Here is a 25,205-nt window from a genome sequence, read left to right as displayed (position 1 = left end):
GGGGGTGATGACTCCGGACCGCGCCCGCGCCCGCGACGGACGGCTCGCCGGCCTCGTGGTTCCTTCCCACTTCGGCCTGCGGGCCTCACCGACCCGGTCCTTACGTTGTCACTCTCACCTTCAGAGTGCTAACGCCAATGATTAGCACTCGACCCCTGCGAGTGCAAGCGCCTCCGGGGATGAGGCGGGGCGCTCAGCCGCCCGCGAACACGGCCGCGCACGGCACCCGGACAAGCGGAAGGGCCCGCACCCCGGGGGGTGCGGACCCTTCAGCGAAGACCGGTCGCGTGAGCTGATGGTCGTGGTGCGCGTTCAGGCAGAGACGCGAACCATGTCGGCCTGCGGCCCCTTCTGGCCCTGCGAGATCTCGAACTCGACCCGCTGGCCCTCTTCCAGGGTGCGGTAGCCGTCCATCTGGATCGCGCTGTAGTGGACGAAAACATCCGCACCACCGTCGACCGCGATGAAGCCGTACCCCTTCTCCGCGTTGAACCACTTGACGGTGCCCTGAGCCATGCCTAACTCCCCTATTACTGGCCCTTGCACAGATCCACACTTCGCGGATCCGGGTCAGACCTCACCCCCCACGGTTGGGGGCGTGCGCCGGAACGCGTCGACCGCGGCTGAATGTATCTGTCCAACTGCCGTCTGCAACAGGTCAATCGGACGAGAATTCTGGACGCACAGGGTCCGGAATGTAGGGAGAATTCGCCCGAATTCGGGGCAAGTCGGGCCGCACAAAAAGAACAAAAGCCGCGAAAGACGTGCACACTTTGGCTACATCTTGTCGGGCTCGCGGCAGGAATTCAGGGTTCCGGTCGGTGGATCCGGAACGCGTTCCCCAACTGTACCGCGCTCAATCACACAGAATTGCCCCCTCCGCTTCTCTCACGGTGGGGGCAATTCGATGCACGCTCGGTGACCGGCATTACTCCAGGTAACAATCAAGCCGGTCGGCCGGATTCATCCGCCGGCGACCGCCGGGATGATCGACACTCCGGCACCGTCCGGCGTGGCCGTCTCCAGCCCCTGCTCGAACCGCACGTCGTCGTCGTTGACGTACACGTTGACGAACCGCCGCAGCTTGCCCTGGTCGTCCAGCACGCGGGCGGCGATCCCGGTGTGGTTCTTCTCCAGGTCGGCGATGACCTCCCCGAGGTTCGCGCCCTCGGCGGCGACCTCGGCCTGCCCGCCGGTGTAGGTGCGCAGGATGGTGGGGATGCGAACGGTGACGCTCATCGGACATGTCCTCCGGTTCTTCTTGAGCTACGGCTGGGGCGCGCCCTCAGGGGCGCGGGGAACTGCGCGACCAGCCCCCACCGGCCCGCAGCGAACAACGATCAGACCAGCCCGGCCTCACGGAACGCGTCCAGGTTGGGCCGGATGGTCGCGGTCAGCCCGGTCCCGGCCACCGCGTCCAGCGTCTTCAGACCGTCCCCGGTGTTGAGCACCACGGTGGTCTTCGCCGGGTCGAGAACCCCGTTCTCGATCAACTTTCGCGTCACACCCACGGTCACCCCGCCGGCGGTCTCCGCGAAGATGCCCTCGGTCCGTGCCAGGACCTTGATCGCGTCGACGACCTGCTCGTCCGTCACGTCCTCCACCGCACCGCCCGTCCGCCGCGCGATGTCCAGCACGTACGGCCCATCCGCCGGGTTGCCGATCGCCAGGGACTTGGCGATCGTGTCGGGCTTCTGCGGACGCACCACGTCGTGGCCGGCCTTGAAGGCCGTCGACACCGGCGAGCAGCCCTCGGCCTGCGCACCGAAGATCTTGTACGGCTTGTCCTCGACGAGACCGAGCTTGATCAGCTCCTGCAGGCCCTTGTCGATCTTCGTGAGCTGCGAGCCGGAGGCGATCGGCACCACGAGCTGGTCGGGCAGCCGCCAGCCGAGCTGTTCGCAGATCTCGTAGGCGAGGGTCTTGGAGCCCTCCGCGTAGTAGGGCCGCAGGTTGACGTTGACGAAGCCCCAGCCCTCGCCCGCCGGGTCGCCGATGAGCTCGGAGCAGAAGCGGTTGACGTCGTCGTAGTTGCCCTCGATGCCGACCAGCTCGCCGCCGTAGACGGCGGCCATGACGACCTTGCCCTGCTCCAGGTCGTGCGGGATGAACACGCAGGAGCGGAAGCCGGCCCGGGCCGCGGCGGCGCCCACCGCGCCGGCCAGGTTGCCGGTGGAGGAGCAGGACAGGGTGGTGAAGCCGAAGGCGCGGGCGGCCTCCAGGGCCTGCGCGACGACCCGGTCCTTGAAGGAGTGCGTCGGGTTGCCCGAGTCGTCCTTGACGAACAGCTTGCCGGCGTCGACGCCCAGCTCGCGGGCGAGGTTGTCGGCCCGGACGAGCTTGGTCCAGCCCGGGTTGATGTTCGGCTTGTCCGCGACGTCGGCCGGGACCGGCAGCAGCGGGGCGTAGCGCCAGATGTTCGCGGGTCCCGCCTCGATCCGCTTGCGCAGCTCCTCGGCGTCGTAGGACGAGAAGTCGTAAGCGATCTCCAGCGGGCCGAAACACTCCTCGCAGGCGAAGACCGGGCCGAGGGGCACGCGGTGACCGCACTCGCGGCAGCTCAGCGCGGCGGCCGGGCCGAGGTCTACGGTGGAGTTCGTGGTGCTTGCAACAGTCTGCACAGCCATGTGAGGCGAGGCCCTTTCTCCTCATCTTCCTCACGACGCATCTCGCCGTGAGACGGATTTGGCACCTTCCCTAGCCGGGAGCCTCGCGAAGTGGTCAGCGGTGACCTACGAGAACCGACTGGAGGGTTGCCGGGGCTTCATCGGGCCGTTTCCCTCTGCCCCTCTGGATGAGCTGTATGTGGTTGTAGGCGGCGGGCGACCCCGGACATGCGATGGTCATCCGCGTTGTTCAAGACTGTAACCGACGACCAGGACAGTTGAGATAGCCGTCCGCACCGCGAGACGCGTCACATCCGTCCCGCCGAGAGAACGCAAGGAGCAGCCACGGTGCTGGAAGAAGTCGAGCGCTGGCTGAGCGCCCGTTCCTGGTCCGTGTACGACCGCCCGCTCCACAGCATCCTGGCGGCCAAGCAGCGCACGGGCCGCACGGTGAGCGTGGTGCTGCCGGCTCTGAACGAGGAGGAGACGGTCGGCGACATCTCCGCCGCCATCCGCCACGACCTGATGCTGCAGGTGCCGCTCGTCGACGAGCTGGTGGTGATCGACTCCGGGTCGACCGACCGCACCTCCGAGGTGGCCGCCGCCGCGGGCGCGACGGTGGTGCACCGGGACGCGATCCTCCCCCGGCTGCCCGCCCTGCCGGGCAAGGGCGAGGTGCTGTGGCGCTCGCTGCTGGTCACCCGCGGCGACATCGTCTGCTTCGTCGACGCGGACCTGCGGGACTTCTCGTCCGACTTCGTCTCCGGCATCGTGGGCCCGCTGCTGACCGACCCGGAGGTCGAGCTGGTCAAGGGCATGTACGACCGTCCCCTCGGCGGGGCCGCCGGGCAGGGCGGCCGGGTCACCGAGCTGATGGCGCGCCCGCTGCTCAACATGCACTGGCCGCGGCTCGCCGGGTTCGTGCAGCCGCTGGGCGGTGAGTACGCGGCCCGCCGCTCCCTGCTGGAGCAGCTGCCCTTCCCCGTCGGGTACGGCGTCGAGCTGGGCGTGCTCGTCGACGCCCTGCACCTGGCCGGCCTCGACGCGCTCGCGCAGGTGGACGTCGGCGTCCGCAAGCACCGCCACCAGGACGGGCAGGCGCTGGGCCGGATGGCCGCCGAGATCTACCGCACGGCCCAGCTGCGGCTGGCCCGGGGGCACCTGATCCGGCCGTCCCTGACCCAGTTCGAGCGGAACGGGGACGGCTTCGAACCGCGCACGTACTCGGTGGACACCGAGGAACGCCCGCCGATGGTGGAGATCGCCGAGTACCAGGCGCGGCGGGCCGCCTGACCCGGGCTGTTTTTCGGCCGCGCGCGGCAGGTCCGTACGTTTGAGCGTTTACAGGCCGGGCTAGGTTGAGGCCTATGGGTTCGACGTACGGTTCTGCACGGGTATTGGTGGCCTCCAACCGCGGCCCGGTCTCCTACACGGTCGGCGAGGACGGTTCGCTGGACGCCAAACGGGGCGGCGGCGGTCTGGTCTCGGGGCTCTCGGCGATCGGCTCGGACGCGGACGCCCTGTGGGTCTGCTCGGCGCTGTCCGACGGCGACCGCGAGGCGGTCCGGCGGGGGGTCGGCGAGGACGGCGTGCGGATGCTCGACATCCCGGCCGACGTGCACGCCGACGCCTACAACGGCATCGCCAACTCGGTGCTGTGGTTCGTCCACCACATGCTCTACCAGACCCCCCTGGAACCGGTCTTCGACGCGGAGTTCCGCCGCCGGTGGGCGTCGTACGAGACGTACAACCGGGCGTTCGCCGAGGCGCTGGCCGAGGAGGCGGCGCAGGGCGCGGCGGTCGTGGTGCAGGACTACCACCTGACGCTGGTGCCGGGCATGCTGCGCGAGCTGCGCCCGGACCTCAGGATCGGCCACTTCTCGCACACGCCGTGGGCGCCGCCGGAGTACTTCCGGATGCTGCCGGACGACGTGGCGGGGCAGGTGCTGCGCGGCATGCTCGGCGCGGACCGGCTCGGCTTCCTCACCCAGCGCTGGGCGGACGCGTTCACCGCGTGCGCCGAGCGGTTCGCGGGCGGGCTCGGCGGCACGCGGATCGGCGTGCACGGCCTCGGCGCGGACGCGGACTTCCTGCGCAAGCGGGCGCACGAGCAGGACGTCGAGGAGCGCATGGCGGCGCTGCGCGAGGAGATCGGCGAGGGCCGCCGCACCGTCGTCCGGGTCGACCGCACGGAGCTGTCGAAGAACATCGTGCGCGGCCTGCTGGCCTACCGGCGGCTGCTCGAGGCCCACGGCGAGTGGCGCGAGCGCGTGTGCCACGTCGCCTTCGCCTACCCCTCGCGGCAGGACCTCGCGGTCTACCGGGACTACACGGCCGAGGTGCAGCGCCTGGCCGACGAGATCAACGCCGAGTTCGGCACGCCGGGCTGGACGCCGGTCGTGCTGCACGTCAAGGACGACTTCGCCCGCTCCCTGGCCGCGTACCGGCTGGCCGACGTGGCCCTGGTCAACCCCATCCGCGACGGGATGAACCTGGTGGCCAAGGAGGTCCCGGTCATCTCGGAGAGGGGCTGCGCGCTGGTGCTGTCCCGGGAGGCCGGGGCGCACGAGGAGCTGGGCGAGGACGCGATCACGGTCAACCCCTACGACGTCACGGGCACGGCCGAGGCCCTGCACGAGGCCCTGTCGATGCGTCCGGAGGAGCGGGCCGAGCGCAGCAAGCGCCTGGCTGCCGCGGCCACGGCCCTGCCGCCCGCGCGCTGGTTCGTCGAGCAGCTCGACGCACTGAGGGGCTGAGCGGCCGATGAGCACCGCCCCCGCCCCCGAGCCCCTGCCCGCCCCCGTCACCGAGGCCGGGCGCCAGGGCCTGGACGCCTTGCTCGCCGGGCCCGGCAAGGCGCTGATCGGCCTCGACTTCGACGGGACGCTCGCGCCGATCGTGGCCGACCCCGACCGGGCCCGGGCCCACCCGGAGGCGCTGTCCGCGCTGGCCGCGCTCGCGCCGAAGGTGGCCGCCGTCGCGGTGGTCACCGGCCGGCCGGCCGAGGTCGCCGTGCGCAACGGCGCCTTCGCCGACGCGCCCGGCCTGGAGCACCTGGTCGTCCTCGGGCACTACGGCGCCGAGCGCTGGGACGCCCGCACCGGTGCGGTCACCGCCCCGCCGGCGCCTCCCGGGGTCGACGCCGTGCGCGCCGAACTGCCGGGGCTGCTGGCGGGCACCGGGACCTACGTCGAGGACAAGGGCCGGGCCGTGGCCGTGCACACCCGGCGGGCAGCCGACCCGCAGGGCGTCTTCGAGGCCCTGCGCGAACCGCTCACCGGGCTGGCGGCCCGCCACGGCCTGATCGTCGAGCCCGGCCGCATGGTCCTGGAGCTGCGCCCGCCCGGCATCGACAAGGGGGTCGCCCTGACCGCCTTCGCCCGCGAGATCGGCGCGGGCTGCGTCCTGTACGCCGGGGACGACCTCGGCGACCTGCCCGCCTACGCCGCCGTGGACGCCCTGCGCGCGGAGGGCACCCCGGGCCTGCTGGTGTGCAGCGGCAGCGACGAGGTGACGGAACTGCGCGACCGCGCGGACCTGGTGGTCGACGGCCCGCAGGGCGTGGTCCACCTCCTGCACGCCTTGGCACACCACATCGCCTGAAGACCCGAGCCCTCACCGGGGCGCACGACGCACAACCGCCGCCACCCCAGGGGCGCGGGGAACTGCGCGAACACCCACCACCGGCCCGCACCCGACAACGACCGACCACCCCCGAAACCTCAGGGGCGCGGGGAACTGCGCGAACAGCCACCGACCACCCGCACCCGACAACCGGCGGACATCACCGGGCCCCGAAGCCGACCGCCGACGACCGGGACGTCAGCGTTCCCCCCGCCGCCGCTCCCGTATCCGCCGCAGCCGGTTGACCGTGACCGGCGCGTGGGCCAGGGCCCGGGGGTCGTCCAGCAGCGCGTTGAGGAGCTGGTAGTAGCGGACCGGCGCGAGGCCCAGCTCCTCACGTATGGCCCGCTCCTTCGCGCCCGGGCCGGGAAAGCCGCGCCCCTCCAGCGCCAGGATGTCCCGCTCCCTGCGCCCGAGCCCCGTCCCGCCGCTCTCCTCGTCCATGCCCGGCACCGTAACCCCTGCCACCGACAGCGGCGCTACTCCGCGCTCTCCGCCCGGCTCGCCGACGCCTGGAGGTGGCCCAGGACGCCCGAGACGCTGCCGCCGGGGGCCACGGCCTTGCCGATCTGCTGCTTGACCTGCGCACTGACCTCGGCCCACGAGGTCTTGCCGACCGGGTAGAGCTCGGAGGCGGGCAGCTCCTCCAGGAACGGCCTGAGGTGCTTGTCCCGGCCGGCGTCGGCCATGGTCGCGGACGCCGAGCTCGTCACCGGAAGCAGGTCGTACTCGCGGGAGAACTTCAGCACGTTCTTCTCGCTGTACACGAAGTTGAGGAAGTCCCCGGCCTGGTCGCGGTGGCCGTTCTCGCGGAAGGCCATCATCCAGTCGGCGACGCCGAGCGTGGAGCGGCTCCTGCCGTCCTTGCCCGGCAGCGGAACCATCCCGTAGTCGACGCCCTTCTTCTCCGCGATCTTCATCAGCGAGGGGTGGCCGGTCAGCATCCCGACCTCGCCCTCGGCGAACGCGGCGAACGCGGCGGCCCGGTTGAGCTTGCCCGGCGGGACCGGCCCGGTCAGGCCCTTGCCGACCAGCTCGTCCTTCAGCCAGGTGAAGGTGCCGATGTTGTCCGGGGAGTCGATGCCGTAGCTGCCGGCGGTGTCGGTGTAGCCGCCCCCGCCGCCGAGCATCCACTGCATGGTCTCGGCCTGCGCCTCCTCCGGCCCGAGGGGCAGCGCGTAGGGGTACTTCACGCCCTTCGCCTTGAGCTTCGCCGCGTCCCCGGCCAGCTCGTCCCAGGTCTCGGGCGGGGTGATGCCGGCCTTGGCGAAGAGGGACTTGTTGTAGAAGAGGACCCGTGTGGAGGAGGCGAACGGCATGCCGTACTGGATGCCGTTCACCTGCCCGGCGGTGGCCAACTGCCCCAGGAAGTCGGCCTGCACGGGTATGGAGAGCAGTTCGTCGGCCTTGTAGAGCCGGCCGCGCGCCGCGTGGTCGGCGTACGCGCCGATCTGCGCCAGGTCCGGCGGGTCGCCGGCCTCGACCCTCTCCTTGACCTCGCGGTCGACGTCCTTCCAGGAGTAGACGCTGACGTCGATGTCCACGTCGGGGTGGTCGGCCTCGTACTCCTCCGCCAGCTCCTCCCAGTACTTCTTCGAGCTGTTGGCGGCGCTGTCGCCGTAGTCGGCGGCGACCAGCTCCAGCGTGACGTCGGCCGAGCCGCCCGTGACTCCGCAGCCGCCGAGGACCGCCGTCATGCCCAGAGCGGACGCCACCGCGATCGCTCCTGTCATCCGCCGCCGCAGCACCGCTGTCGTCCCCCGTCCCGGCGTCGCCGCCGTCCGAAAACTTTTCGATATCCGGAATAAGGTCTACACCACGTGAGTGGACTAGACCTCTTGCGGGTCCCCGGGTCACACTGTTCCCGTGAGACATGTCATCGCCCTCGACGTGGGCGGCACCGGGATGAAGGCCGCCCTGGCCGGACCCGAGGGCGAGGTACTGCATCGGGCCCGCCGGGCGACCGCCCGCGCGCAGGGCCCGGAGGCCGTCGTCGCGGGGATCCTCGACTTCGCCGCCGAGCTTTTCGCGTACGGCGCCGAGCAGTTCGGGACACCCGCCCGCGCCGCGGGCGTGGCCGTCCCCGGCATCGTCGACGAGACCCGGGGCGTCGCCGCCTACGCGGCGAACCTCGGCTGGCGCGACGTCCCGCTGCGCGACCTGCTCACCGAGCGGCTGGGCGTCCCGGTCGCCCTCGGCCACGACGTGCGCACCGGCGGCCTCGCCGAGGGCCGGGTCGGCGCGGGCCTGGGCGCGGACCGGTTCCTGTTCGTGGCGCTCGGCACCGGCATCGCGGGCGCCATCGGCGTCGACGGCCGGGTCGAGGCGGGCGCGCACGGCTTCGCGGGCGAGATCGGCCACGTCGTCGTACGCCCCGGCGGTGCTCCCTGCCCGTGCGGCCAGCGCGGCTGCCTGGAGCGGTTCGCCTCGGCGGCGGCCGTCAGCGAGGCCTGGGCAGCGGCCTCGGGCACCCCGGGTGCGGACGCGGCGGACTGCGCGAAGGCGGTGGAGTCCGGTGACCCCGGGGCGTCCAGGGTCTGGCAGGAGGCCGTGGACGCCCTGGCCGACGGACTGGTCACGGCCCTGACCCTGCTGGACCCCCGCGTGCTGATCGTCGGCGGCGGCCTGGCGGAGGCGGGGAAAACCCTGTTCACGCCCCTGCGGGAGGCGATCCGCAGCCGCATCACCTTCCAGAAAGAACCGTCCGTCGTCCCCGCCGCCCTGGGCGACGCCGCCGGTTGCCTGGGCGCCGGGCTCCTGGCCTGGGATCTCCTCGACCGAACCGACCGCACGGAGGTAACTCCCTGATGGCCATTGCCCCAGGGGCGCGGGGAACTGCGCGACCAGCCACGACGCACCCGCACCCCGCCACGGCCGGACACCCCACGGTCCTCACCGGCGCGACCGTGGTCCTCCCCACAGGAACCGTCGAGAACGGCCGACTGACCGTCGACGGCACCCGCATCGCCGCCACCCCGCCGGAGAACGCAGAGGTCATCGACGTGACCGGCCACTACGTGGTCCCCGGTTTCGTCGACCTCCACAACCACGGCGGCGGCGGAGCCTCCTTCACCTCCGGCTCGGTCGACGACATCCTCAAGGGCATCCACACCCACCGCCTGCACGGCACGACCACCCTGGTCGCGTCCACCGTCACCGGCGACCTGGACGTCCTCGCCCGGCGCGCGGGCCTGCTGAGCGAACTCGCCGAGCAGGGCGAGATCGCCGGCATCCACTTCGAGGGACCGTTCATCTCCCCCTGCCGCAAGGGCGCCCACTCCGAGGAGCTGCTGCGCGACCCGGACCCGGCGGAGGTCCGCAAGCTGATCGACGCGGCCCGGGGCCGGGCCGCGATGGTCACCCTCGCCACCGAGCTGCCCGGCGGCCTGGACTCCGTGCGCCTGCTGGCCGAGCGCGGCGTCATCGCGGCGATCGGCCACACCGACGCCTCCTACGAGCAGACCGTCCAGGCCATCGACGCCGGCGCCACGGTCGCCACGCACCTCTTCAACGCCATGCCCCCGCTCGGCCACCGCGCCCCCGGCCCGATCACCGCGCTGCTGGAGGACGACCGGATCACCGTCGAGCTGATCAACGACGGCACGCACCTCCACCCCGCCGCGCTCCGCCTGGCGTTCCGTCACGCGGGCGCCGACCGGGTCGCGTTCATCACGGACGCGATGGACGCCGCCGGGTTCGGCGACGGCCGCTACTGGCTCGGCCCGCTGGAGGTGGAGGTCTCGGACGGCGTGGCCCGGCTGGTGGCGGACGGCACGATCGCCGGTTCGACCCTCACCCTGGACCGCGCCTTCAAGCGGGCCGTCACGGTCGACGGCCTGTCCGTCGAGGACGCGGTGACGGCACTGTCGGCCACCCCGGCCCGGCTGCTCGGCATGGACGACACGATCGGCTCCCTGGAGCCCGGCAAGTCCGCCGACCTGCTGCTGCTGGACTCCGCCTTCGACCTCAAGGGCGTGATGCGCCGGGGCGAATGGGTGGTCGGTCCCCAACTGGGCTGATCCGTCCCGCAGTCGGAGACGGTGGCCGGGTCCCGGACTGGGCCGGCCGCCGTCTCTTTGGCATGATCAGGCTTCACCATGTCCACGGCGACAAGCGCGTTTACCGGGGGAGGTCGGCCGAGGTGATCCTCACGGTCACGCTGAACACCGCTCTCGACATCACCTATCGCGTGCGGTCCCTCCGGCCGCACACCTCCCACCGTGTCACCGAGGTGACCGAACGCCCCGGCGGCAAGGGCGTCAACGTGGCCCGGGTCCTCGCGGCCCTCGGCCACGAGGTGACGGTGACCGGCTTCGCGGGCGGCCCGGCCGGCCGCGTGGTGCAGGAGGGGCTCACGACGGTGCCGGGCCTGGTGGACGCGCTGGTCCCGATCTCCGGCGCCACCCGCCGCACGATCGCCGTGGTCGACGAGCGCACCGGCGACACCACCCAGCTGAACGAACCGGGCCCGCACGTCCTGCCCGCCGAGTGGTCGGCCTTCCAGGAGGCCTACGAGGACCTGCTGCCCGGTGCCTCTGCGGTGGCGCTGTGCGGCAGCCTGCCGCCGGGTGTGCCGGTGGGCGCGTACGCGGGCCTGGTCCGCACGGCCCGGGCCGCCGGAGTCCCGGTCCTGCTGGACACCAGCGGTGAACCGCTGCGGCGGGGGGTCGCGGCCCGTCCCGACATCATCAAGCCGAACGCCGACGAACTGGCCGAACTGACCGGCTCCCACGAGCCGTTGCGCGCCACGCAGGACGCCCGGCGCCGGGGCGCGGGCGCGGTGGTCGCCTCCCTCGGCCCGGCGGGCCTGCTCGCGGTCACCCCGGAGGGCCGCTGGCGCGCCACGCCGCCGTCCGCGATCCGCGGCAATCCGACGGGCGCGGGCGACGCGGCGGTGGCGGGCCTGCTGTCGGCCCTCACGGACCACTTGCCGTGGCCGGACCGCCTCACCCGGGCCGCGGCACTGGCAGCGGCCGCGGTCACCTCACCGGTGGCCGGCGAGTACGACCACCGGACCTACGAGACCCTGCTGACGACGATCTCGGTGACCACGGAGGCCAGCGCGGCCTGAACTACGCGCCCTGCTCGCCGGTGAGCCACATCTGGTCGAGCACCGCCTCGCACTGGTTGCCCTCGTTGCAGGCGAGCTCGATCGTGTTGGTGCCCTTGGTCAGGCGGACGTTGGACCAGGTTTCCTTCCAGCCCTTTTCCCAGTCGCCCTTCGGCGTCCCGCCGAAGTTCTCCATGTTGAGGGGCCTGCTCTCGGCCTGGCCGTTGACCACGAGCGTGGCGTTGGCATCCGTGCCCGGAGTGCCGTACCGCACGTACAGCCGGTAGTTGCCGGCCTTCTTGATGCCGTCCACGGACCAGGTGACCTTGGCGCCGACCTGGTTGAAGCCCGTCACATAGGTGCCGCCGTCGGCCTTGGCGCCCTCGAACTCCGAGGCCGTCGACAGGCCGGGACCGAGCCGCAGGGCCTTCGCGTCGATCGTCGGGAGTTCCGCCTCGCTGTCGCCGCCCTTGCTCGCCGACGGGCTCGGCTCGGAGTCCTCCGTCTGCGTCGGCGCCGGGTTCGCCCGGCTGCCTTCGTCGCCCTTGTCGTCGTCGCCGCCCACCATGGCCACGCCGATGCCGATGACGACCGCGGCGACCACCGCGATCGCGCCGATCAGCAGCCCCTTGGTGTTGGGCCCGCGGCCACCCCGGCCGCCGTGCCCGCCGCGGCCGCCGTGACCGTCCGAGTGCATCGTCGTGGTGGTGGCCCCACCCGGCAGCGTCTCCGGCGCGGCGTAGTGCGCGTTCGGCTGACCGTAGGCGCCCTGCTGCTGCGGGGCCTGCCCGTAGGGCGCCTGGGCCGGCGCCTGCTGCTGGCCGTAGGGGCGGGTGCCGACCGTCCGCACCCGGTTGACCGAGTTCGGGTAGCCGTAGCCCCCGGACGGCGGCTGGGCTCCGTTGGCCTGCCCGTCGGCGTAGAGATAGCCGAACGGGTCGTCGTCCTCGGGCGTGCTCGCGCCGTTGTTGCCGGGCGTCATCCCTTGGTCTCCTCAGTCAAAAGCGGTGCGTACGTTCCGGTCGTGAGACAGCGAGCCTACCCGCTCCCAGGGGCCCGAACGGGTGACTCCGACCGCACCGACTCGCTGACCTGGGGATCACCCAGCGCGTCTGTGTTGTTTGGGACGAGATCGTTTCTCGACGTACATCCGCTCGTCAGCGGATTTCAACACTTCGTCCGCCGTCATTCCACAGTGTGCCCATCCGATGCCGAAACTGGCGCCCACGCGGACGGCCCGGCCCTCGGCGCGGATGGGTTGGATGATCTCGTTGCGCAGCCGCACCGCGAGGTCCTGCGCGTCGGCCCGGCCGAGTCCGTCGGCGAGGATGACGAATTCGTCACCCCCGAGCCGGGCGACGGTGTCCCCGTCGCGCACCCCGTTGCTCAGCCGCCGCGCGACCTCGATGAGGACCGCGTCACCCGCGTTGTGCCCGAACCGGTCGTTGATCGACTTGAAGCCGTCCAGGTCGCAGAAGAGGACGGCCAGTCCCTTGGTGCCGTCGTCGTGGCCCCCGTCCGGCGCGACGGTGTGCACGTGGTGGTCGAAGGCGTCGTACGGCTCGGCGCCCCCCGGGAAGTCGAAGCCGGCGCCGACCGCGTCGAAGGCGGGGTGGCTGTAGGCGGCGTCGTGGGACTCGGCGACGGCGGAGTGGGGCGGCGTGGCCCGGCGGCACAGGCGGGCCGACAGCCGGGAGCGCAGTTCGGCCGAGTTCGGCAGGCCGGTGAGGGAGTCGTGCGAGGCGCGGTGGGCGAGCTGGAGCTCGCGGCGCTTGCGCTCCTCTATGTCCTCGACGTGGGTGAGCAGGAAGCGCGGCCCGTCGGCGGCGTCCGCGACCACGCTGTTGCGCAGGCTGACCCAGACGTACGTGCCGTCCCGGCGGCCGAGGCGGAGCTCGGCGCGGCCGCCCTCCGCGGAGGTCCGCAGCAGGGTGCCTATGTCCTCGGGGTGGACGAGGTCGGAGAAGGAGTAGCGGCGCATCGCGGAGGCGGGGCGGCCGAGCAGCCGGCACAGGGCGTCGTTGGTCCGCAGGATCCGGCCGTGCTGGTCGCCGCCCATCTCGGCGATGGCCATGCCGGAGGGGGCGTACTCGAAGGCCTGCCGGAAGCTCTCCTCGCTCGCCCGCAGCGCCTGCTGCTCGCGCTCCAGCCGGACCAGGGCGCGCTGCATGTTCGCACGTAGACGCGCGTTGCTGATGGCGATGGCGGCCTGGAAGGCGTACATCTGGAGGGCCTCGCGGCCCCAGGCGCCGGGCCGGCGGCCGTTGCGCGGGCGGTCCACGGACAGGACCCCGATCAGCTCGCCGCAGGCCGCGTTGCCCTGCGGGCCGGGCGCGTACATGGGGGCGAAGAGGCGGTCGGCCGGGTGCCACTCGTCCTCGAAGCGGGGGGCGGGGCCGTCGGTGTACCACTGCGGGACGTCGTCGTCGTCGAGGACCCAGCCCTCGCTGTGGGGTATGAACACCAGGTCGCCCCAGTGCTCCCCCATGCCGAGGCGGCGCTCCCAGGAGTCGCGCGAGCCGACGCGGCCGGTGATGAGGGCCTCGGCGGCCGGGTTCCCGGCGAAGGCGGCGACGACGAGGTCGCCGTCGGGCCGGACGAGGTTCACGCACGCCAGCTCGTACCCGAGGGCGGCGACGACTCCCTCCGCGACGGTCTGCAGCGTGTCCGCCAGGCTGCGGGCCGTGTTCATGTCGGCCATGACCTGGTGCAGTTGTCGCAGGGACGCAAGACGGACATAGGGCTCCGACTCGGTCTCCATGCTCGCCCTCCCCCCGAGTACCTCGCAGCGAATCAAGAATCAAGGGTCTTCATCGGCGTACGGTCCTGGCAGCTTCCCCGCCACTGAATCACAGCGCGCTCCTCACTCGGTACACAGGGTCAACAATTCCTGCCCCTTGTGACTCAAGTCACAGGCAAACCTGAACAATTGAGTGGAGTTTCTGCGTTTTTCACGCGCGGCACCGAACGCAAAGTTCGTCCGGGTGCCCACATCTGTTCATGAAGCCGTCGCTCGGACGGGGTTGCTTACCCGGTGCGACGTCCGCCGGGAGTCCTAGGACCGCGATCGGGCGGGAGCCCGATGCGCGGCGCGCGGGACGGACATTAGCGTTCCGGGTGTGTCGAACCCTCCCGCCGCCCCGTCCCCGATCATGCCGTCGCCCGCCGCCGGGCATCCTGAGGGGGTGAGCAACGACGAGTTCCGCGCCGCCATGTCCCGGCTGGCCTCGGGCGTGGTCCTGGTGACCGCCCAGGAGCCGCCGCTGGACCCGGACGACCCCGCGGCCCCGGGCGGCGAGGACGTGGGCATGACCGCGACGGCCTTCATGTCGGTGTCCCTGGACCCGCCCCTGGTGCTGGTGAGCCTGCGCGAGGGCTCCCGCATGGACGAGCTGCTGGAGGAGCAGGACCTGTGGGCGGTCTCCGTCCTCTCCGAGAGCCAGCGGCACATCGCGGGCCGGTTCGCCATGAAGGGCCGGGTCAGCGACCGCCTGCTGTTCGCCGACATCCCGTACACCCGCGGCGAGCACACCGGATCGCCTCTGGTGGGCGGGGCCCTGGCGGTCCTCGAGTGCCGCACCGAGCAGCGCGTGCCAGCCGGCGACCACACCCTGGTGATCGGCCGGGTCCTGACGGCCCGGATCCCGAGCGCGGACGGCGGCCCGCTGGCGTACTTCCGCGGCCGCTACCGGCAGCTGGGCCGGTAGACCGTTTCCCCGCGGCCGGTCCGGCCCTGGGGCCTGTCGTTTGGATCTTGGCGCAGGGCATCGGCAGCACCTGTGAACGCCGCGTCTGCGTCATGATCCGAACGACAGGCCCTAGCTCCAGTTCTGCCCGGAGCGGCCGCGCTTGGTGTCGGAGCGCTGCTTCTTCTCGCGCAGCCGTCGTTCGTTGATGCCGCGCGGGACACGGGTCGGCCGGCGGGGCTTGGGCGGCGGTGCGGTGGCCTCGGCCAGCAGCGCGGCCAGGCGCACGGCGGCGGCCTCGCGGTTGCGCCACTGCGAGCGGTGCTCGGAGGCCCGCACGGTGACGACGCCGTCGACCAGGCGGCCGGCCAGCCGCTCCAGCGCCCGCCGCTTCCACACCTCCGGCAGCGCCTCGGTCCGGGCGAGGTCGAAGCTCAGCTCGACCCGGGAGTCGCTGGTGTTGACGTGCTGGCCGCCCGGCCCCGACGACCGCGAGAAACGCCACATCAGCTCGGCCTCGGGCAAGGAGACGGAGCCGCGGATGACATGGGGACCGGACATGCCGTCCATGTTCCCGCCTCTGTCCGGTCCACGTCACCCGAATAACCCCGGGTAAAGAAAGTAAAGGACCTGGAACCTCGCGTACCCCTCTCGTCGTTCAAGGAGGTAGCTGTAGCTTCTTGCCGTACGCACACGAGGGAAGGGACTCCCAACAATGGCTGTAAGCCTGTCCAAGGGTGGCAACGTCTCGCTCACCAAGGAGGCTCCGGGCCTGACCGCCGTCACCGTGGGCCTCGGCTGGGACGTCCGCACCACCACCGGCACGGACTTCGACCTCGACGCCTCCGCGATCGCGGTCAACACGCAGGGCAAGGTCTACTCGGACGCCCACTTCGTCTTCTTCAACAACAAGCAGACGCCGGACAACTCGATCGTCCACACCGGTGACAACCGCACCGGCGAAGGCGCCGGCGACGACGAGGCGATCAACGTCAACCTCGCCGCCCTCCCGGCCGACATCGACAAGATCGTCTTCCCGGTCTCGATCTACGACGCCGAGAACCGCAGCCAGAACTTCGGCCAGGTCCGCAACGCGTACATCCGCATCGTCAACCAGGCCGGCGGCGCCGAGATCGCGCGCTACGACCTCTCCGAGGACGCGGCGACCGAGACGGCCATGGTCTTCGGCGAGCTGTACCGCAACGGCGCGGAGTGGAAGTTCCGCGCCGTCGGCCAGGGCTACGCCTCGGGCCTGGTCGGCATCGCCCAGGACTTCGGCGTGAACGTCTGACGGATCCGCCCCGTCCACGTGCGGAAGCCCCCGGGCCGGTCACCGGCCCGGGGGCTTCCGCGCGCGTACCCTCCCGCCACCGGCCCCGCACGAGAGCCACCGGGCACCGTGATCCTCGAACCCCTGCTCCCGGCGTCCCTGAACCGGCGTCTGCTCACCGAGCTGACGGCTCTGTACGCCTCCCACCACGCCTTCCACGCCCTGAGCGGCGACTTCCCCGACCCGTACGACATCCGTCCCGAGCAGGTCGAGGCGGCGCTGGCCGGGGAGTGGGCACAGCCCGGCACCGAGATCCTGCTCGCCCGCGGCCCCGGCAGCCTCCTCGGCATCGCCGTCACCCTCGCCCACCACCCGGACCCGGCCGATCCCGACCCGTGGATCGGCCTGCTCATGGTGGACGCGGCCCGGCAGGGCCAAGGCCACGGCCGTCACCTGGCGTCCCTCGTGGAGGACCGCTTCCGCGCGGCGGGCCGCACCGCCGTGCGCCTCGCCGCCCTCACCGGCAACGACCGGGCGCTCGCCTTCTGGACCTCCCTCGGCTACCGGACGATCGCCCACCGCGAGGACCGGCAGCTGGGCCGCCCCTGCGCCGTCCTGCGCAAGGTCCTCACCACCCCGTAGCCCGGCGCTTCAGGCCCGCTCGGGCTTCCCCTCGCCGTACAGCCACTCCTCCCACACGGGGTCGAGGTCCTTCCCGGGCGCCTGCCGCTCCACGTAGGCGGTGAAGTCGGCCGTGCCGGCGTTCCCGTAGCGGTACGCGGCCGCCCAGCCGCGCAGGATCCGCCGGAACGTCTCGTCGCCGACGGTCCGGCGGACCTGCTGCAGCACCATCGCGCCCCGCCAGTACACCGGCGGGTCGGAGATCCGCGCGGCGTCCGGCGGCTCGGCGGGCGGGAAGGCCCACAGCGCCTCGGCCTCCTCCGGGGTGGCGAAGTAGCTGCCGGAGTACAGCGCGTCGAACGTCTCCTGCGCGCTCCTCCCGCCGTGCTCCTCCTCCCACAGCCATTCCGCGTACGTCGCGAACCCCTCGTTGAGCCACATGTCCCGCCAGCTCTCCGGCGAGACGGAGTCGCCGTACCACTGGTGGGCCAGCTCGTGGACCAGCAGGGTCATGTCGGGCGCGCCCGGGAAGACCGGCCGGGTCTGCGTCTCCAGGGCGTAACCGAGCTCGGGGGCCCGGTCGACGATCGCGCCCGTGGAGGAGAAGGGGTAGGGCCCGAACCGCCGCTCCGCCCAGCCCAGCACCTCCGGGATCCGCCGCAGCACCGGCCGGCTCTCCCGCGCCTCCGCGGGGTCCACGGCCGTGTACACGGGCAGCCCCGACGGGGTGCGGGAGCGCTCCACGTCGAAGCGGCCGATCGCGAGCGTGGCCAGGTAGCTCGCCATCGGCCGGCCCATGTGCCACACCGACGTCGTACGGCCCCGGGCGGTGCGCTCGCTGCGCAACTCCCCGTTGGACACGGCGCGCAGCCCTTCCGGCACGGTCACCGTCAGGTCGTACGCCGCCTTGTCGGAGGGGTGGTGGTTGCCGGGGAACCAGGCCATCGACCCGGTCGGCTCCCCCAGGGCGAGCACGCCGTCGGCGGTGCGCACCCAGCCCTCCTGCGAGCCGTCCGGGTCGGTGACGGTCCGCGGCACGCCCGCGTAGCGGACGGTGACGCGGAACGTCTCGCCCCGGCGGATGTCCTCGCGCGGCCGGACGGTCAGTTCCTGGCCCGCCCGGTTGAAGCGGGCGGCGCGGCCGCCGACGGTGACCCCGTCGACCTCCAGGCCGAGCAGGTCCAGGTTGAAGGCGGAGAGGTCCTCGCCGGCGCGGGCGGTGAGGGTGGCCGTGCCGGTCAGCCGCTGCGCGGCCGGCTCGTAGGCGAGGCGCAGGCCGTAGTGGCGCACGTCGTAGCCGCCGTTCCCGGCCTTCGGGAAGTACGGGTCGCGCACGCCCGGGCCGCCCGGGGTGCCGTGCACCCCGCCGCCGCATCCGCCGAGGGCGAGGAGGCAGGCGAGCAGGACGGGGACACCACGTGCAGATCGGGCCACGGTCGCGATCCTATGGCGGCGTGACACCATCACCTGCGTGCTCGACATCGGCTACGCCCTCTCCAACCGCTTCCCCGACCCGCCGCAGACCGACTACCGCCGCGCGGACGTGCGCGCGCTGCGCCACGACCTGTTCTGCGGTGACGTCTACCTGGCGGACACGAAGACCGACCACGAGGTGTCCACGTCGTGGGGCTGGGTGCCGGTGCTCGACTTCGCGTGGGCCCTGTGCGACATCGTGGAACGCATCGACCGGGACCCGGCCGGGTCCCGGGCCGCCCGGCCGCAGCGCGCGGAGCTGGACTTCACCGAGTCGACCGACCGGATGCTCTTCGAGCGGCGCTTCGGCTGGGTGGACATCGAGGCCGACTGGATGCGCGCGGAGGAGCCCCCGCTCACCGTCTCCCACCGCGAACTGCGCCGCGAAGCCCGGGACTTCCTGCACGACCTGATCGCCGACCTCACGGACCTGCACGACGACCTCGCCGAGAACCCGGCGATCTGGACCCTGCAGTCCCGCTTCCCCCGGGTTCCGTGAGAACGGCGGCGCGAGGCGGCCGTCCCCCTGGCCGGTCCTGCCTCGTCAGCCCTCCACCCTGATCCCCCACTGGGCGGCCAGCGCCGGAGCCAGGTCCAGCAGCTGGGCCGGGCTGATCACCGCGCCCGACAGGCGGTCCAGGCCCCTGCTGATCTCCACCGGGGCGGCCCCGCGCAGGTCGACGTCGACCAGGGTGGCCGCATGCAGGTCGGCCCCCTTCAGCGCGCAGTCGACGAACTCCACCCGCTCCAGACGCGCCCCGCCGAAGTCCGGCTCGACCAGGACGCAGCCCTCGAAGACGACGTCCCTCAGCCGGGCCGTGCGCAGATTCAGGTAGTCGATCTTGCCGCCGCGGATCAGCACCCGCTCCAGCACCGCCCCGTGCAGCTGCGGCCCGCCGAGGCGGGCGTCGGTCAGCTCCACGTCCCGCAGGGTCGCCTCCGCGAGGTCCGTGCCGACCCCGCGCACAACGCTGAGGACCGAGTCCAGGAAACGGGCGTGCCGCAGCCGCGTCTCGTCCAGCGCGCACCCCGTCAGCGCACAGTCCATGAACCGCGCCCCGGCCCCGTCCTGCCCGCCGAGCTCCGCCGCGTCGAACTCCAGCCCGTCGTAGTCCCCGTCCGGCTCCAGCCCGGCGCCCCCGAACGGCTCCAGCGACGGCAGCCGCACCTCCGGCCGCCGCGCGCCCTTCACCCCGCCCGCCGCTCTCCTCACCATGCCCCCATGCTGCACGCCACCACTGACAACCGCCCCGCCCTGCCCTCCTGACCTGCACGTTTCCCGGTCGTGTCACATCCCGCCGCCTCCGGTCCGTCGTACCTCCGAAGGCCACCCGGCCCCGAGGCCACCCCGGCCCGGAAGGCCGCACCGACCCGAGGGAGATCCCCAGCCATGCACCGCATCACCGTCATCGGCGGCGGCTTCGCCGGACTGACCGCGGCCATCACCGCCGCCGAGGCGGGCGCCGAGGTCACCGTCCACGAGGCCCACCACACCCTCGGCGGCCGGGCCCGCACCGCCGAGGGCCCCTACCGCACGAACGAGGGGCCGCACGCCCTGTACAACGGCGGCCCGCACTGGGCCTGGCTCGAACAGCGCGACCTCATCGGGCCGCTGGCCCCGCTCCCGCCCCTGGAAGCGGCCCGGCTCCGGCTGCGGCACCGGGGCGTACTGCGCCGCACCCCGCCCCTCTCGATGCTCAGACTGCTGCGCCGGACCGGCCGGGAGGCACCCGTCGACGCCGACTTCCGGACCTGGGCGACCGGCATCGCGGGCGAGGAGGGCGCCCGGGCCGCCGCCCACTACTCCGCGGTCGCCCTGTTCCACCACGACCCCGGCTCCCTGTCGGCGGCGTTCGTGCAGGAGCGGCTGCAACGCGCCACCAGACTGCCGCCCGAGGCCCACTATCCGCGCGGCGGCTGGGCGAGCGTCATCGACCGGATGGCCGCCCGCGCCTGGAACCTGGGCGTGCGGATGGAGACCCTGTCCCGCGTCGACACGCTCCCGACGGACACCCCCGTCGTGGTCGCCACCTCCCTGCCCGCCGCCCGGCGCCTGCTCGGCGACGACTCCCTGACCTGGCCGAGCGGCCGCACCGCCCTGGTCGACCTGGCCGTACGCACGCGGCGCGGCGACGCGTTCGCCGTGTCCGACCTCGACGCCCCCGGCTGGATCGAGCGCTTCACGGCCCAGGACCGCAGCCTGGCCCCGGCCGGGGAGCAGCTGATCCAGGGGCAGATCCCGCTCGCCCCGCACGAGTCGAAGGCCGACGGCACCGCCCGCGCCGAGCAGCTGCTCGACCTGGGCTTCCCGGGCTGGCGCGACCGCGTCACCTGGCGGCGCACCGCGGTGGCCGACGGCCGGACGGGCGCGGTCGACCTGCCCGGCACCAGCTGGCGCGACCGGCCGGCCGTGGACCGGGGCGACGGTGTCTACCTCGCCGGCGACCAGGTCGCGGCCCCCGGCGTGCTCTCGGAGGTCTCCTTCAACAGCGCCCTCACGGCGGTGTCCCTGGCCCTCGGGCGCCAGGAGCTTGACCTGAAGCGAGCTTGAGGTCGAAAGCTGGGACGCGGACACGCGACGACACGAGGAGCCTCCTATGCACGCCGTACGCCTGCACGCCTTCGGACCCGCCGAGAACCTCACCTACGAGCAGGTCGAGGACCCCCGGCCCGGCCCCGGCCAGGTCCGGATCGCCGTACGGGCGGCCGGGGTCCACCTGCTGGACACCGCCCTGCGCCAGGGCATGCGCGGCGGCCCGGCCGGCGAGCCGTCGCCCCTGCCCACGATCCCCGGGCGCGAGGTCGCCGGGGTCGTCGAGTCGCTCGGCGAGGGCGTCGCCGGCCTGTGGCTGGGCAAGCGGGTCGTCGCCCACCTCGGCTTCGTCCCCGGCGGGTACGCGGAGCTCGCCGTCACCGAGGCGGAACGGCTGCACGAGGTCCCCGAGCGGCTGGACTTCGCCGAGGCCGTCGCCATGATCGGCACGGGCCGTACGGCGATGGGCATCCTGCAGTTCGCCGACCTCGGCCCCGCGTCGGTCGTCGTCGTCCCGGCCGCGGCCGGCGGCATCGGCACCCTGCTCGTGCAGTACGCCAAGAACGCCGGGGCCACCGTGGTCGGGCTCGCGGGCGGGCCGGAGAAGACGGCCCGCGTCCAGGCGGCCGGCGCCGACGCGGCCGTCGACTACAAGGACCCCGACTGGCCAGCGAAGGCACGCGCCCAGCTGGGCGGCCGGGCCGCGACCGTCGTCTTCGACGGGGTGGGCGGCGACGTCGCCCGCGAGGCCGTCGCCCTGCTGGGCCCGGGCGGCCGCCACATCGTCTTCGGCTGGTCCGGGGAGGGCATCCTCGGCGGCGGTCCCTACCTGGTCGAGGGGGTGTCCGAGCAGGTCCTCGGCCCCGCGATGCTGGCCCGGGCGGGCGGCCCCGACCCTTTGCGCACCCTGGAGCTGCGCGCCCTCGCGGAGGCCGCCCACGGCCACCTCGTCCCGGCGGTCCAGCGCTTCCCCCTCGCGGAGGCGGCGGCAGCCCACCGCGCCCTGGAGACCCGCGGCACGACGGGGAAGGTGGTCCTGGAGCCGTGAGTCGAAACGCCGGGGGACGTGGGCAGGAACGCCGGGGACCGTGAGGCGGACCGGAGCCGTGGGGCGAGACGCCGGGGCCGCGGGGATCGGCGGCCACGGCGCGCCTCAGGGGAGACGCCAGGGCGCGGTGCCGGCCGGAAGGGGAGCCGAGGCGGCTCCCCTTCCGGCATATCCGCATGACCCACCCCACCCACCCCCACTACCGTGCCGAGCGTGACGATCGAGATCCCGCGGGGGCTGGCGGCCTCGCAGGCGGAGTACAACGGCGAGGCCGGTCGCGCCTTCATCGCCGCGCTGCCCGACCTGGCGGCCCGCTTCCTCACCCGCTGGGACCTGGAACCCGACGGAGCACCCATGCACGGCGTCTCCGCCCTGGTCCTGCCGGTGGTGCGCCGGGGCGACGGCACCCCGGCCGTCCTCAAGCTCCAGCTGCTGGACGAGGAGAGCGAGGGCGAGCCCGTCGCCCTGCGCATCTGGGACGGCGACGGGGCGGTCCGGCTGCTCGGCCACGACGCACCCACCGGCACCATGCTGCTGGAACGCCTGGACGAGACCCGGATGCTCTCCCACGAGCCGGACACCCGCCGGGCCGTCCTCACCATCGCCGAACTGCTGGCCCACCTGACGTCCTTCCCGGCCCCGCCCGGCATGCGCCGGCTCGGCGACATCGCCCGCGCGATGCTCGACGCCACGCCCGGTGCCCTCGCCCGGGTCCCCGAACCGCAGGCGCGCCGCCTTGTCGCCGACTGCGCGGCCGCGGTGCGCGAGGTCGTCGACGAACCGGGTGACCGCCTGCTGCACTGGGACCTGCACGACGAGAACGTCCTGGCCTCCGGTCGCGCCCCCTGGCTCGCGATCGACCCCAAGCCTCTCGCGGGCGACCCGGGCTTCGAGCTCTGGCCCGCCCTCGACAATCGCTTCGACCCCGCTGAGATCCTCTGGCGCTTCGACGCGATGACGGACGTCCTGGCCCTGGACCGCGCCCGGGCCCGCGCCTGGACCCTGTGCCGCCTCCTGCAGAACGCACTGTGGGACATCGAGGACGACCGCCCCCTGGACCCCGCCCAGCTGGAGATCGCCCGTCGCCTGCGCGCCCATGGAACCTGACGGCACCCGGCCGGGAACAGCGAAACGCCCGGGCCGGACGGATCCGGCCCGGGCGGGCGAGAGCCCCCTGTCGGATTCGAACCGACGACCTACGCATTACAAGTGCGTTGCTCTGGCCAGCTGAGCTAAGGAGGCGTGTGCGGGGGTGCGCCCCCGTACGTGCCCGAGCAGTGTACCCAGGTCGGTCGGGGCCCCCGTCGAAAATTTCCGCGAAGTTCACAGGCCCTGGGGTACTGACAGACCAGGTGAACGGCAGGTACCGTCCTGAGCCAGTTCACACGCGTGGACTACTCCACAACGGAACACCGTCGTGGCACCACCTTCCTACTCGGATCGTCCGGCACGTTCCTGCCGGTAGAAGGGGTCCATTCACCATGGCCACTGTGCAGTTCGACAAGGCGACCCGGATCTACCCGGGTTCCACCAAGCCCGCCGTCGACGCGCTCGACATCGACATCGAGGACGGCGAGTTCCTCGTCCTGGTCGGCCCGTCCGGTTGCGGCAAGTCCACCTCGCTCCGCATGCTCGCGGGCCTCGAGGACGTCAACGGCGGAGCCATCCGCATCGGTGACCGCGACGTCACCCACCTGCCGCCGAAGGACCGGGACATCGCCATGGTGTTCCAGAACTACGCGCTGTACCCGCACATGACCGTCGCCGACAACATGGGCTTCGCGCTCAAGATCGCCGGCGTCAACAAGGCGGAGATCCGGCAGAAGGTCGAGGAGGCCGCGAAGATCCTCGACCTCACCGAGTACCTGGACCGCAAGCCGAAGGCGCTCTCCGGCGGTCAGCGCCAGCGTGTCGCCATGGGCCGCGCCATCGTGCGCGAGCCGCAGGTCTTCCTCATGGACGAGCCGCTGTCCAACCTGGACGCCAAGCTCCGCGTGTCCACCCGTACGCAGATCGCGTCCCTCCAGCGCCGCCTGGGCATCACCACCGTCTACGTCACCCACGACCAGGTCGAGGCCATGACGATGGGCGACCGCGTGGCGGTCCTCAAGGACGGTCTGCTCCAGCAGATCGACACCCCGCGCAACATGTACGACAAGCCCGCCAACCTCTTCGTGGCCGGCTTCATCGGGTCCCCGGCGATGAACCTGGTCGAGGTGCCGGTCACCGACGGCGGCGTGAAGTTCGGCAAGTCGGTCGTGCCGGTCCAGCGTGACGCGATCTCCGCCACCACCGACAAGACCGTCACGGTCGGCGTCCGCCCGGAGCACTTCGACGTGGCCGGCCCCGACGCCGAGCTGGGCCTCGCCGTCACCGTCAACGTCGTCGAGGAGCTCGGCGCCGACGCCTACGTCTACGGCACCGCCCACGTCGGCGACGAGTCCAAGGACCTCGTCGTCCGCGTCAGCGGCCGTGAGGTGCCGGAGAAGGGCAGCCAGCTGCACATCGTCCCGCGCTCGGGCGAGACCCACGTGTTCTCGACCTCCACGGGCGAGCGCCTCTCCGACTGACCCTTGGCGAACGCACGACTCCGGGTGATTCACCCGGGTTGACGAAGAGGGCCCCGCAGACCGCTGCGGGGCCCTCTCACGTTGTCGACAAATACCCCGGCGAACCGGACGTTTCGAGCGCTGTGCGTCAACCCACTACCCACGAAGGGGCACTTCCTCATCCCCCGAACCGGTGACTAAATGTCTACAAACCATTACCGGGCGCTACCCTCACACGCGTGAAGCACTCCAGCACCCCTCAGACGCGACGCGGCCGGGGCCCCGCCCGCCGGATCGGCCGCACCCTCGCATTCGTCCTGCCCGTCGTCCTGGTTCTCTCCGGGACCCTCGCGGTCACCCGAGTCAACTGGTCGGGGAACACCACCGACCCGGTGCTCACCGCCGCGGACACCTCCGTCGGCACGCCGCGGACCGTCAAGCGCGCCCCGCAGGACATCCTGCGCGACCGGCTGCTGACGGAGCTGCAGGAGGAGAACCCGGGCGTCGCGCTCACCCACCTCCAGCAGGCCGTCAACGGCCGCCCGTCCCTGGCGAAGCACTGCGCCTCCATCGCCCGCGCCCTCGGCCAGGCCGCCGTGCGGGTCTACGGCCCGACCCGCGCCCAGTCCTACGCACGGCCGGTCTGCGACACCGCCTTCGCCACCGGCGTCGCGGCCGCGCACCGCTGAGCGCACCGCCCTGCCACCGGGTGGGAGGTCCCTCACGGCTGACCGGAAAGGCCGTC

The 25,205-nt window shown here is 72.5% G+C and carries 25 protein-coding genes, 1 tRNA gene and 1 riboswitch; of the genes, 15 read left to right on the top strand and 11 right to left on the bottom strand.

The genetic code is table 11. The features are described 5' to 3' along the window. Positions 1–312: 312 nt before the first annotated feature. The 3 genes from ACFYWG_RS27955 to thrC form a co-directional block, all read right to left on the bottom strand. Entirely contained in the window at positions 313–516 is a 204-nt protein-coding gene (locus tag ACFYWG_RS27955; protein WP_010035953.1) for a cold-shock protein, read from the bottom strand. A gap of 447 nt (positions 517–963) precedes the next feature. Beyond that, positions 964–1,239, bottom strand: a complete 276-nt coding sequence (locus ACFYWG_RS27950; RefSeq protein WP_003991133.1) for a MoaD/ThiS family protein — start codon at positions 1,237–1,239, stop codon at positions 964–966. A 101-nt stretch (positions 1,240–1,340) separates the two neighbouring features. After that, complete coding sequence (thrC, locus tag ACFYWG_RS27945) at positions 1,341–2,627, bottom strand: threonine synthase (protein ID WP_389204046.1); 1,287 nt, start codon at positions 2,625–2,627, stop codon at positions 1,341–1,343. Positions 2,628–2,645: 18 nt separating this feature from the next. After that, a riboswitch (SAM riboswitch) is annotated at positions 2,646–2,801 on the bottom strand. Between the two features lie 153 nt (positions 2,802–2,954). On the opposite strand from thrC, the gene ACFYWG_RS27940 reads away from it, so the two are divergent. The 3 genes from ACFYWG_RS27940 (at position 2,955) to otsB (ending at position 6,209) form a co-directional block, all read left to right on the top strand. Beyond that, complete coding sequence (locus ACFYWG_RS27940; RefSeq protein ID WP_389204045.1) at positions 2,955–3,899, top strand: glucosyl-3-phosphoglycerate synthase; 945 nt, start codon at positions 2,955–2,957, stop codon at positions 3,897–3,899. A 74-nt stretch (positions 3,900–3,973) separates the two neighbouring features. Beyond that, the gene (locus ACFYWG_RS27935; RefSeq protein ID WP_383503206.1) at positions 3,974–5,362 is read left to right on the top strand and encodes a trehalose-6-phosphate synthase; all 1,389 of its coding nucleotides are present in this window, start codon (positions 3,974–3,976) and stop codon (positions 5,360–5,362) included. A gap of 7 nt (positions 5,363–5,369) precedes the next feature. After that, complete coding sequence (gene otsB / locus ACFYWG_RS27930) at positions 5,370–6,209, top strand: trehalose-phosphatase (RefSeq protein WP_389204044.1); 840 nt, start codon at positions 5,370–5,372, stop codon at positions 6,207–6,209. A 219-nt stretch (positions 6,210–6,428) separates the two neighbouring features. Here otsB and ACFYWG_RS27925 read toward each other — a convergent pair whose 3' ends face one another. Next, on the bottom strand, positions 6,429–6,674 hold the full coding sequence (locus ACFYWG_RS27925; RefSeq protein ID WP_383503202.1) for a DUF3263 domain-containing protein: 246 nt from the start codon (positions 6,672–6,674) through the stop codon (positions 6,429–6,431). A gap of 35 nt (positions 6,675–6,709) precedes the next feature. Then, positions 6,710–7,963 carry an ABC transporter substrate-binding protein gene (locus tag ACFYWG_RS27920; RefSeq protein WP_389204043.1) on the bottom strand — a complete coding sequence of 418 codons (1,254 nt, stop codon included), beginning with the start codon at positions 7,961–7,963 and terminating at the stop codon, positions 6,710–6,712. 133 nt (positions 7,964–8,096) lie between these two features. Here ACFYWG_RS27920 and ACFYWG_RS27915 point away from each other — a divergent pair, with 133 nt between their 5' ends. The 3 genes from ACFYWG_RS27915 (at position 8,097) to ACFYWG_RS27905 (ending at position 11,301) form a co-directional block, all read left to right on the top strand. Continuing rightward, positions 8,097–9,038, top strand: coding sequence for an ROK family protein (locus ACFYWG_RS27915; RefSeq protein ID WP_389204042.1), 942 nt, complete (start codon positions 8,097–8,099; stop codon positions 9,036–9,038). Then, entirely contained in the window at positions 9,038–10,249 is a 1,212-nt protein-coding gene (gene nagA / locus ACFYWG_RS27910) for an N-acetylglucosamine-6-phosphate deacetylase (RefSeq protein ID WP_383503195.1), read from the top strand. Before ACFYWG_RS27915 ends, nagA begins: the two co-directional genes overlap by 1 nt. Positions 10,250–10,371: 122 nt before the next feature. Further along, positions 10,372–11,301, top strand: a complete 930-nt coding sequence (locus ACFYWG_RS27905) for a 1-phosphofructokinase family hexose kinase (RefSeq protein ID WP_389204185.1) — start codon at positions 10,372–10,374, stop codon at positions 11,299–11,301. 1 nt (position 11,302) lies between these two features. Here ACFYWG_RS27905 and ACFYWG_RS27900 read toward each other — a convergent pair whose 3' ends face one another. Together ACFYWG_RS27900 and cdgB are read right to left on the bottom strand one after the other, a co-directional pair. Continuing rightward, positions 11,303–12,262: a CBM35 domain-containing protein gene (locus ACFYWG_RS27900; RefSeq protein WP_385412631.1), complete on the bottom strand. Its 960-nt coding sequence runs from the start codon at positions 12,260–12,262 to the stop codon at positions 11,303–11,305. A gap of 117 nt (positions 12,263–12,379) precedes the next feature. Then, a complete protein-coding gene (cdgB, locus tag ACFYWG_RS27895; RefSeq protein ID WP_389204041.1) occupies positions 12,380–14,041 on the bottom strand; it encodes a diguanylate cyclase CdgB in 1,662 nt (553 codons plus the stop codon). A 358-nt stretch (positions 14,042–14,399) separates the two neighbouring features. On the opposite strand from cdgB, the gene ACFYWG_RS27890 reads away from it, so the two are divergent. Continuing rightward, on the top strand, positions 14,400–14,987 hold the full coding sequence (locus ACFYWG_RS27890; protein WP_385412634.1) for a flavin reductase family protein: 588 nt from the start codon (positions 14,400–14,402) through the stop codon (positions 14,985–14,987). A 111-nt stretch (positions 14,988–15,098) separates the two neighbouring features. Here ACFYWG_RS27890 and arfB read toward each other — a convergent pair whose 3' ends face one another. Further along, positions 15,099–15,536, bottom strand: a complete 438-nt coding sequence (arfB, locus tag ACFYWG_RS27885; RefSeq protein ID WP_376327042.1) for an alternative ribosome rescue aminoacyl-tRNA hydrolase ArfB — start codon at positions 15,534–15,536, stop codon at positions 15,099–15,101. Positions 15,537–15,681: 145 nt separating this feature from the next. Between arfB and ACFYWG_RS27880 the strand changes: the two genes are divergently transcribed. Together ACFYWG_RS27880 and ACFYWG_RS27875 are read left to right on the top strand one after the other, a co-directional pair. After that, on the top strand, positions 15,682–16,257 hold the full coding sequence (locus tag ACFYWG_RS27880) for a TerD family protein (protein ID WP_010035999.1): 576 nt from the start codon (positions 15,682–15,684) through the stop codon (positions 16,255–16,257). Positions 16,258–16,365: 108 nt separating this feature from the next. Further along, a complete protein-coding gene (locus ACFYWG_RS27875; protein WP_389204039.1) occupies positions 16,366–16,878 on the top strand; it encodes a GNAT family N-acetyltransferase in 513 nt (170 codons plus the stop codon). 9 nt (positions 16,879–16,887) lie between these two features. Here ACFYWG_RS27875 and ACFYWG_RS27870 read toward each other — a convergent pair whose 3' ends face one another. Continuing rightward, entirely contained in the window at positions 16,888–18,321 is a 1,434-nt protein-coding gene (locus ACFYWG_RS27870; protein WP_389204184.1) for a M1 family metallopeptidase, read from the bottom strand. A gap of 7 nt (positions 18,322–18,328) precedes the next feature. On the opposite strand from ACFYWG_RS27870, the gene ACFYWG_RS27865 reads away from it, so the two are divergent. Beyond that, positions 18,329–18,829 carry a hypothetical protein gene (locus ACFYWG_RS27865; RefSeq protein WP_376327046.1) on the top strand — a complete coding sequence of 167 codons (501 nt, stop codon included), beginning with the start codon at positions 18,329–18,331 and terminating at the stop codon, positions 18,827–18,829. A 45-nt stretch (positions 18,830–18,874) separates the two neighbouring features. Here the strand turns inward: ACFYWG_RS27865 and ACFYWG_RS27860 are convergent, their stop codons facing one another. After that, positions 18,875–19,546: a pentapeptide repeat-containing protein gene (locus tag ACFYWG_RS27860; RefSeq protein ID WP_389204038.1), complete on the bottom strand. Its 672-nt coding sequence runs from the start codon at positions 19,544–19,546 to the stop codon at positions 18,875–18,877. A 174-nt stretch (positions 19,547–19,720) separates the two neighbouring features. Between ACFYWG_RS27860 and ACFYWG_RS27855 the strand changes: the two genes are divergently transcribed. From ACFYWG_RS27855 to ACFYWG_RS27845, 3 genes are all read left to right on the top strand, one after another. Continuing rightward, complete coding sequence (locus ACFYWG_RS27855; RefSeq protein WP_389204037.1) at positions 19,721–20,881, top strand: FAD-dependent oxidoreductase; 1,161 nt, start codon at positions 19,721–19,723, stop codon at positions 20,879–20,881. A gap of 46 nt (positions 20,882–20,927) precedes the next feature. Further along, complete coding sequence (locus tag ACFYWG_RS27850; RefSeq protein ID WP_389204036.1) at positions 20,928–21,911, top strand: zinc-binding dehydrogenase; 984 nt, start codon at positions 20,928–20,930, stop codon at positions 21,909–21,911. 204 nt (positions 21,912–22,115) lie between these two features. Further along, entirely contained in the window at positions 22,116–23,018 is a 903-nt protein-coding gene (locus ACFYWG_RS27845; RefSeq protein ID WP_389204035.1) for an aminoglycoside phosphotransferase family protein, read from the top strand. Positions 23,019–23,079: 61 nt separating this feature from the next. Here the strand turns inward: ACFYWG_RS27845 and ACFYWG_RS27840 are convergent. After that, a tRNA-Thr gene (locus ACFYWG_RS27840) sits at positions 23,080–23,153 on the bottom strand. A 239-nt stretch (positions 23,154–23,392) separates the two neighbouring features. Here ACFYWG_RS27840 and ACFYWG_RS27835 point away from each other — a divergent pair. Further along, positions 23,393–24,481 carry an ABC transporter ATP-binding protein gene (locus ACFYWG_RS27835; protein ID WP_376330715.1) on the top strand — a complete coding sequence of 363 codons (1,089 nt, stop codon included), beginning with the start codon at positions 23,393–23,395 and terminating at the stop codon, positions 24,479–24,481. A gap of 218 nt (positions 24,482–24,699) precedes the next feature. Beyond that, complete coding sequence (locus ACFYWG_RS27830; protein WP_383510278.1) at positions 24,700–25,149, top strand: hypothetical protein; 450 nt, start codon at positions 24,700–24,702, stop codon at positions 25,147–25,149. Positions 25,150–25,205: the final 56 nt, after the last annotated feature.

The sequence above is a fragment of the Streptomyces sp. NPDC003456 genome (assembly GCF_042878735.1).
Classification (GTDB): Bacteria; Actinomycetota; Actinomycetes; order Streptomycetales; family Streptomycetaceae; genus Streptomyces.
The sequence above is the reverse complement of the archived record's forward strand: the minus strand, read 5'-3'. Positions and strand labels throughout refer to the sequence as shown.

What these genes read in the sequence shown, in the direction of transcription:
- ACFYWG_RS27955 (WP_010035953.1), bottom strand. Translation starts at nt 516, where the DNA reads ATGGCTCAGGGCACCGTCAAGTGGTTCAACGCGGAGAAGGGGTACGGC.
- ACFYWG_RS27950 (WP_003991133.1), bottom strand. Translation starts at nt 1,239, where the DNA reads ATGAGCGTCACCGTTCGCATCCCCACCATCCTGCGCACCTACACCGGC.
- thrC (WP_389204046.1), bottom strand. Translation starts at nt 2,627, where the DNA reads ATGGCTGTGCAGACTGTTGCAAGCACCACGAACTCCACCGTAGACCTC.
- ACFYWG_RS27935 (WP_383503206.1), top strand. Translation starts at nt 3,974, where the DNA reads ATGGGTTCGACGTACGGTTCTGCACGGGTATTGGTGGCCTCCAACCGC.
- otsB (WP_389204044.1), top strand. Translation starts at nt 5,370, where the DNA reads ATGAGCACCGCCCCCGCCCCCGAGCCCCTGCCCGCCCCCGTCACCGAG.
- ACFYWG_RS27925 (WP_383503202.1), bottom strand. Translation starts at nt 6,674, where the DNA reads ATGGACGAGGAGAGCGGCGGGACGGGGCTCGGGCGCAGGGAGCGGGAC.
- ACFYWG_RS27920 (WP_389204043.1), bottom strand. Translation starts at nt 7,963, where the DNA reads ATGACAGGAGCGATCGCGGTGGCGTCCGCTCTGGGCATGACGGCGGTC.
- nagA (WP_383503195.1), top strand. Translation starts at nt 9,038, where the DNA reads ATGGCCATTGCCCCAGGGGCGCGGGGAACTGCGCGACCAGCCACGACG.
- ACFYWG_RS27900 (WP_385412631.1), bottom strand. Translation starts at nt 12,262, where the DNA reads ATGACGCCCGGCAACAACGGCGCGAGCACGCCCGAGGACGACGACCCG.
- cdgB (WP_389204041.1), bottom strand. Translation starts at nt 14,041, where the DNA reads ATGGAGACCGAGTCGGAGCCCTATGTCCGTCTTGCGTCCCTGCGACAA.
- arfB (WP_376327042.1), bottom strand. Translation starts at nt 15,536, where the DNA reads ATGGACGGCATGTCCGGTCCCCATGTCATCCGCGGCTCCGTCTCCTTG.
- ACFYWG_RS27880 (WP_010035999.1), top strand. Translation starts at nt 15,682, where the DNA reads ATGGCTGTAAGCCTGTCCAAGGGTGGCAACGTCTCGCTCACCAAGGAG.
- ACFYWG_RS27870 (WP_389204184.1), bottom strand. Translation starts at nt 18,321, where the DNA reads ATGGTGTCACGCCGCCATAGGATCGCGACCGTGGCCCGATCTGCACGT.
- ACFYWG_RS27860 (WP_389204038.1), bottom strand. Translation starts at nt 19,546, where the DNA reads ATGGTGAGGAGAGCGGCGGGCGGGGTGAAGGGCGCGCGGCGGCCGGAG.
- ACFYWG_RS27855 (WP_389204037.1), top strand. Translation starts at nt 19,721, where the DNA reads ATGCACCGCATCACCGTCATCGGCGGCGGCTTCGCCGGACTGACCGCG.
- ACFYWG_RS27850 (WP_389204036.1), top strand. Translation starts at nt 20,928, where the DNA reads ATGCACGCCGTACGCCTGCACGCCTTCGGACCCGCCGAGAACCTCACC.
- ACFYWG_RS27835 (WP_376330715.1), top strand. Translation starts at nt 23,393, where the DNA reads ATGGCCACTGTGCAGTTCGACAAGGCGACCCGGATCTACCCGGGTTCC.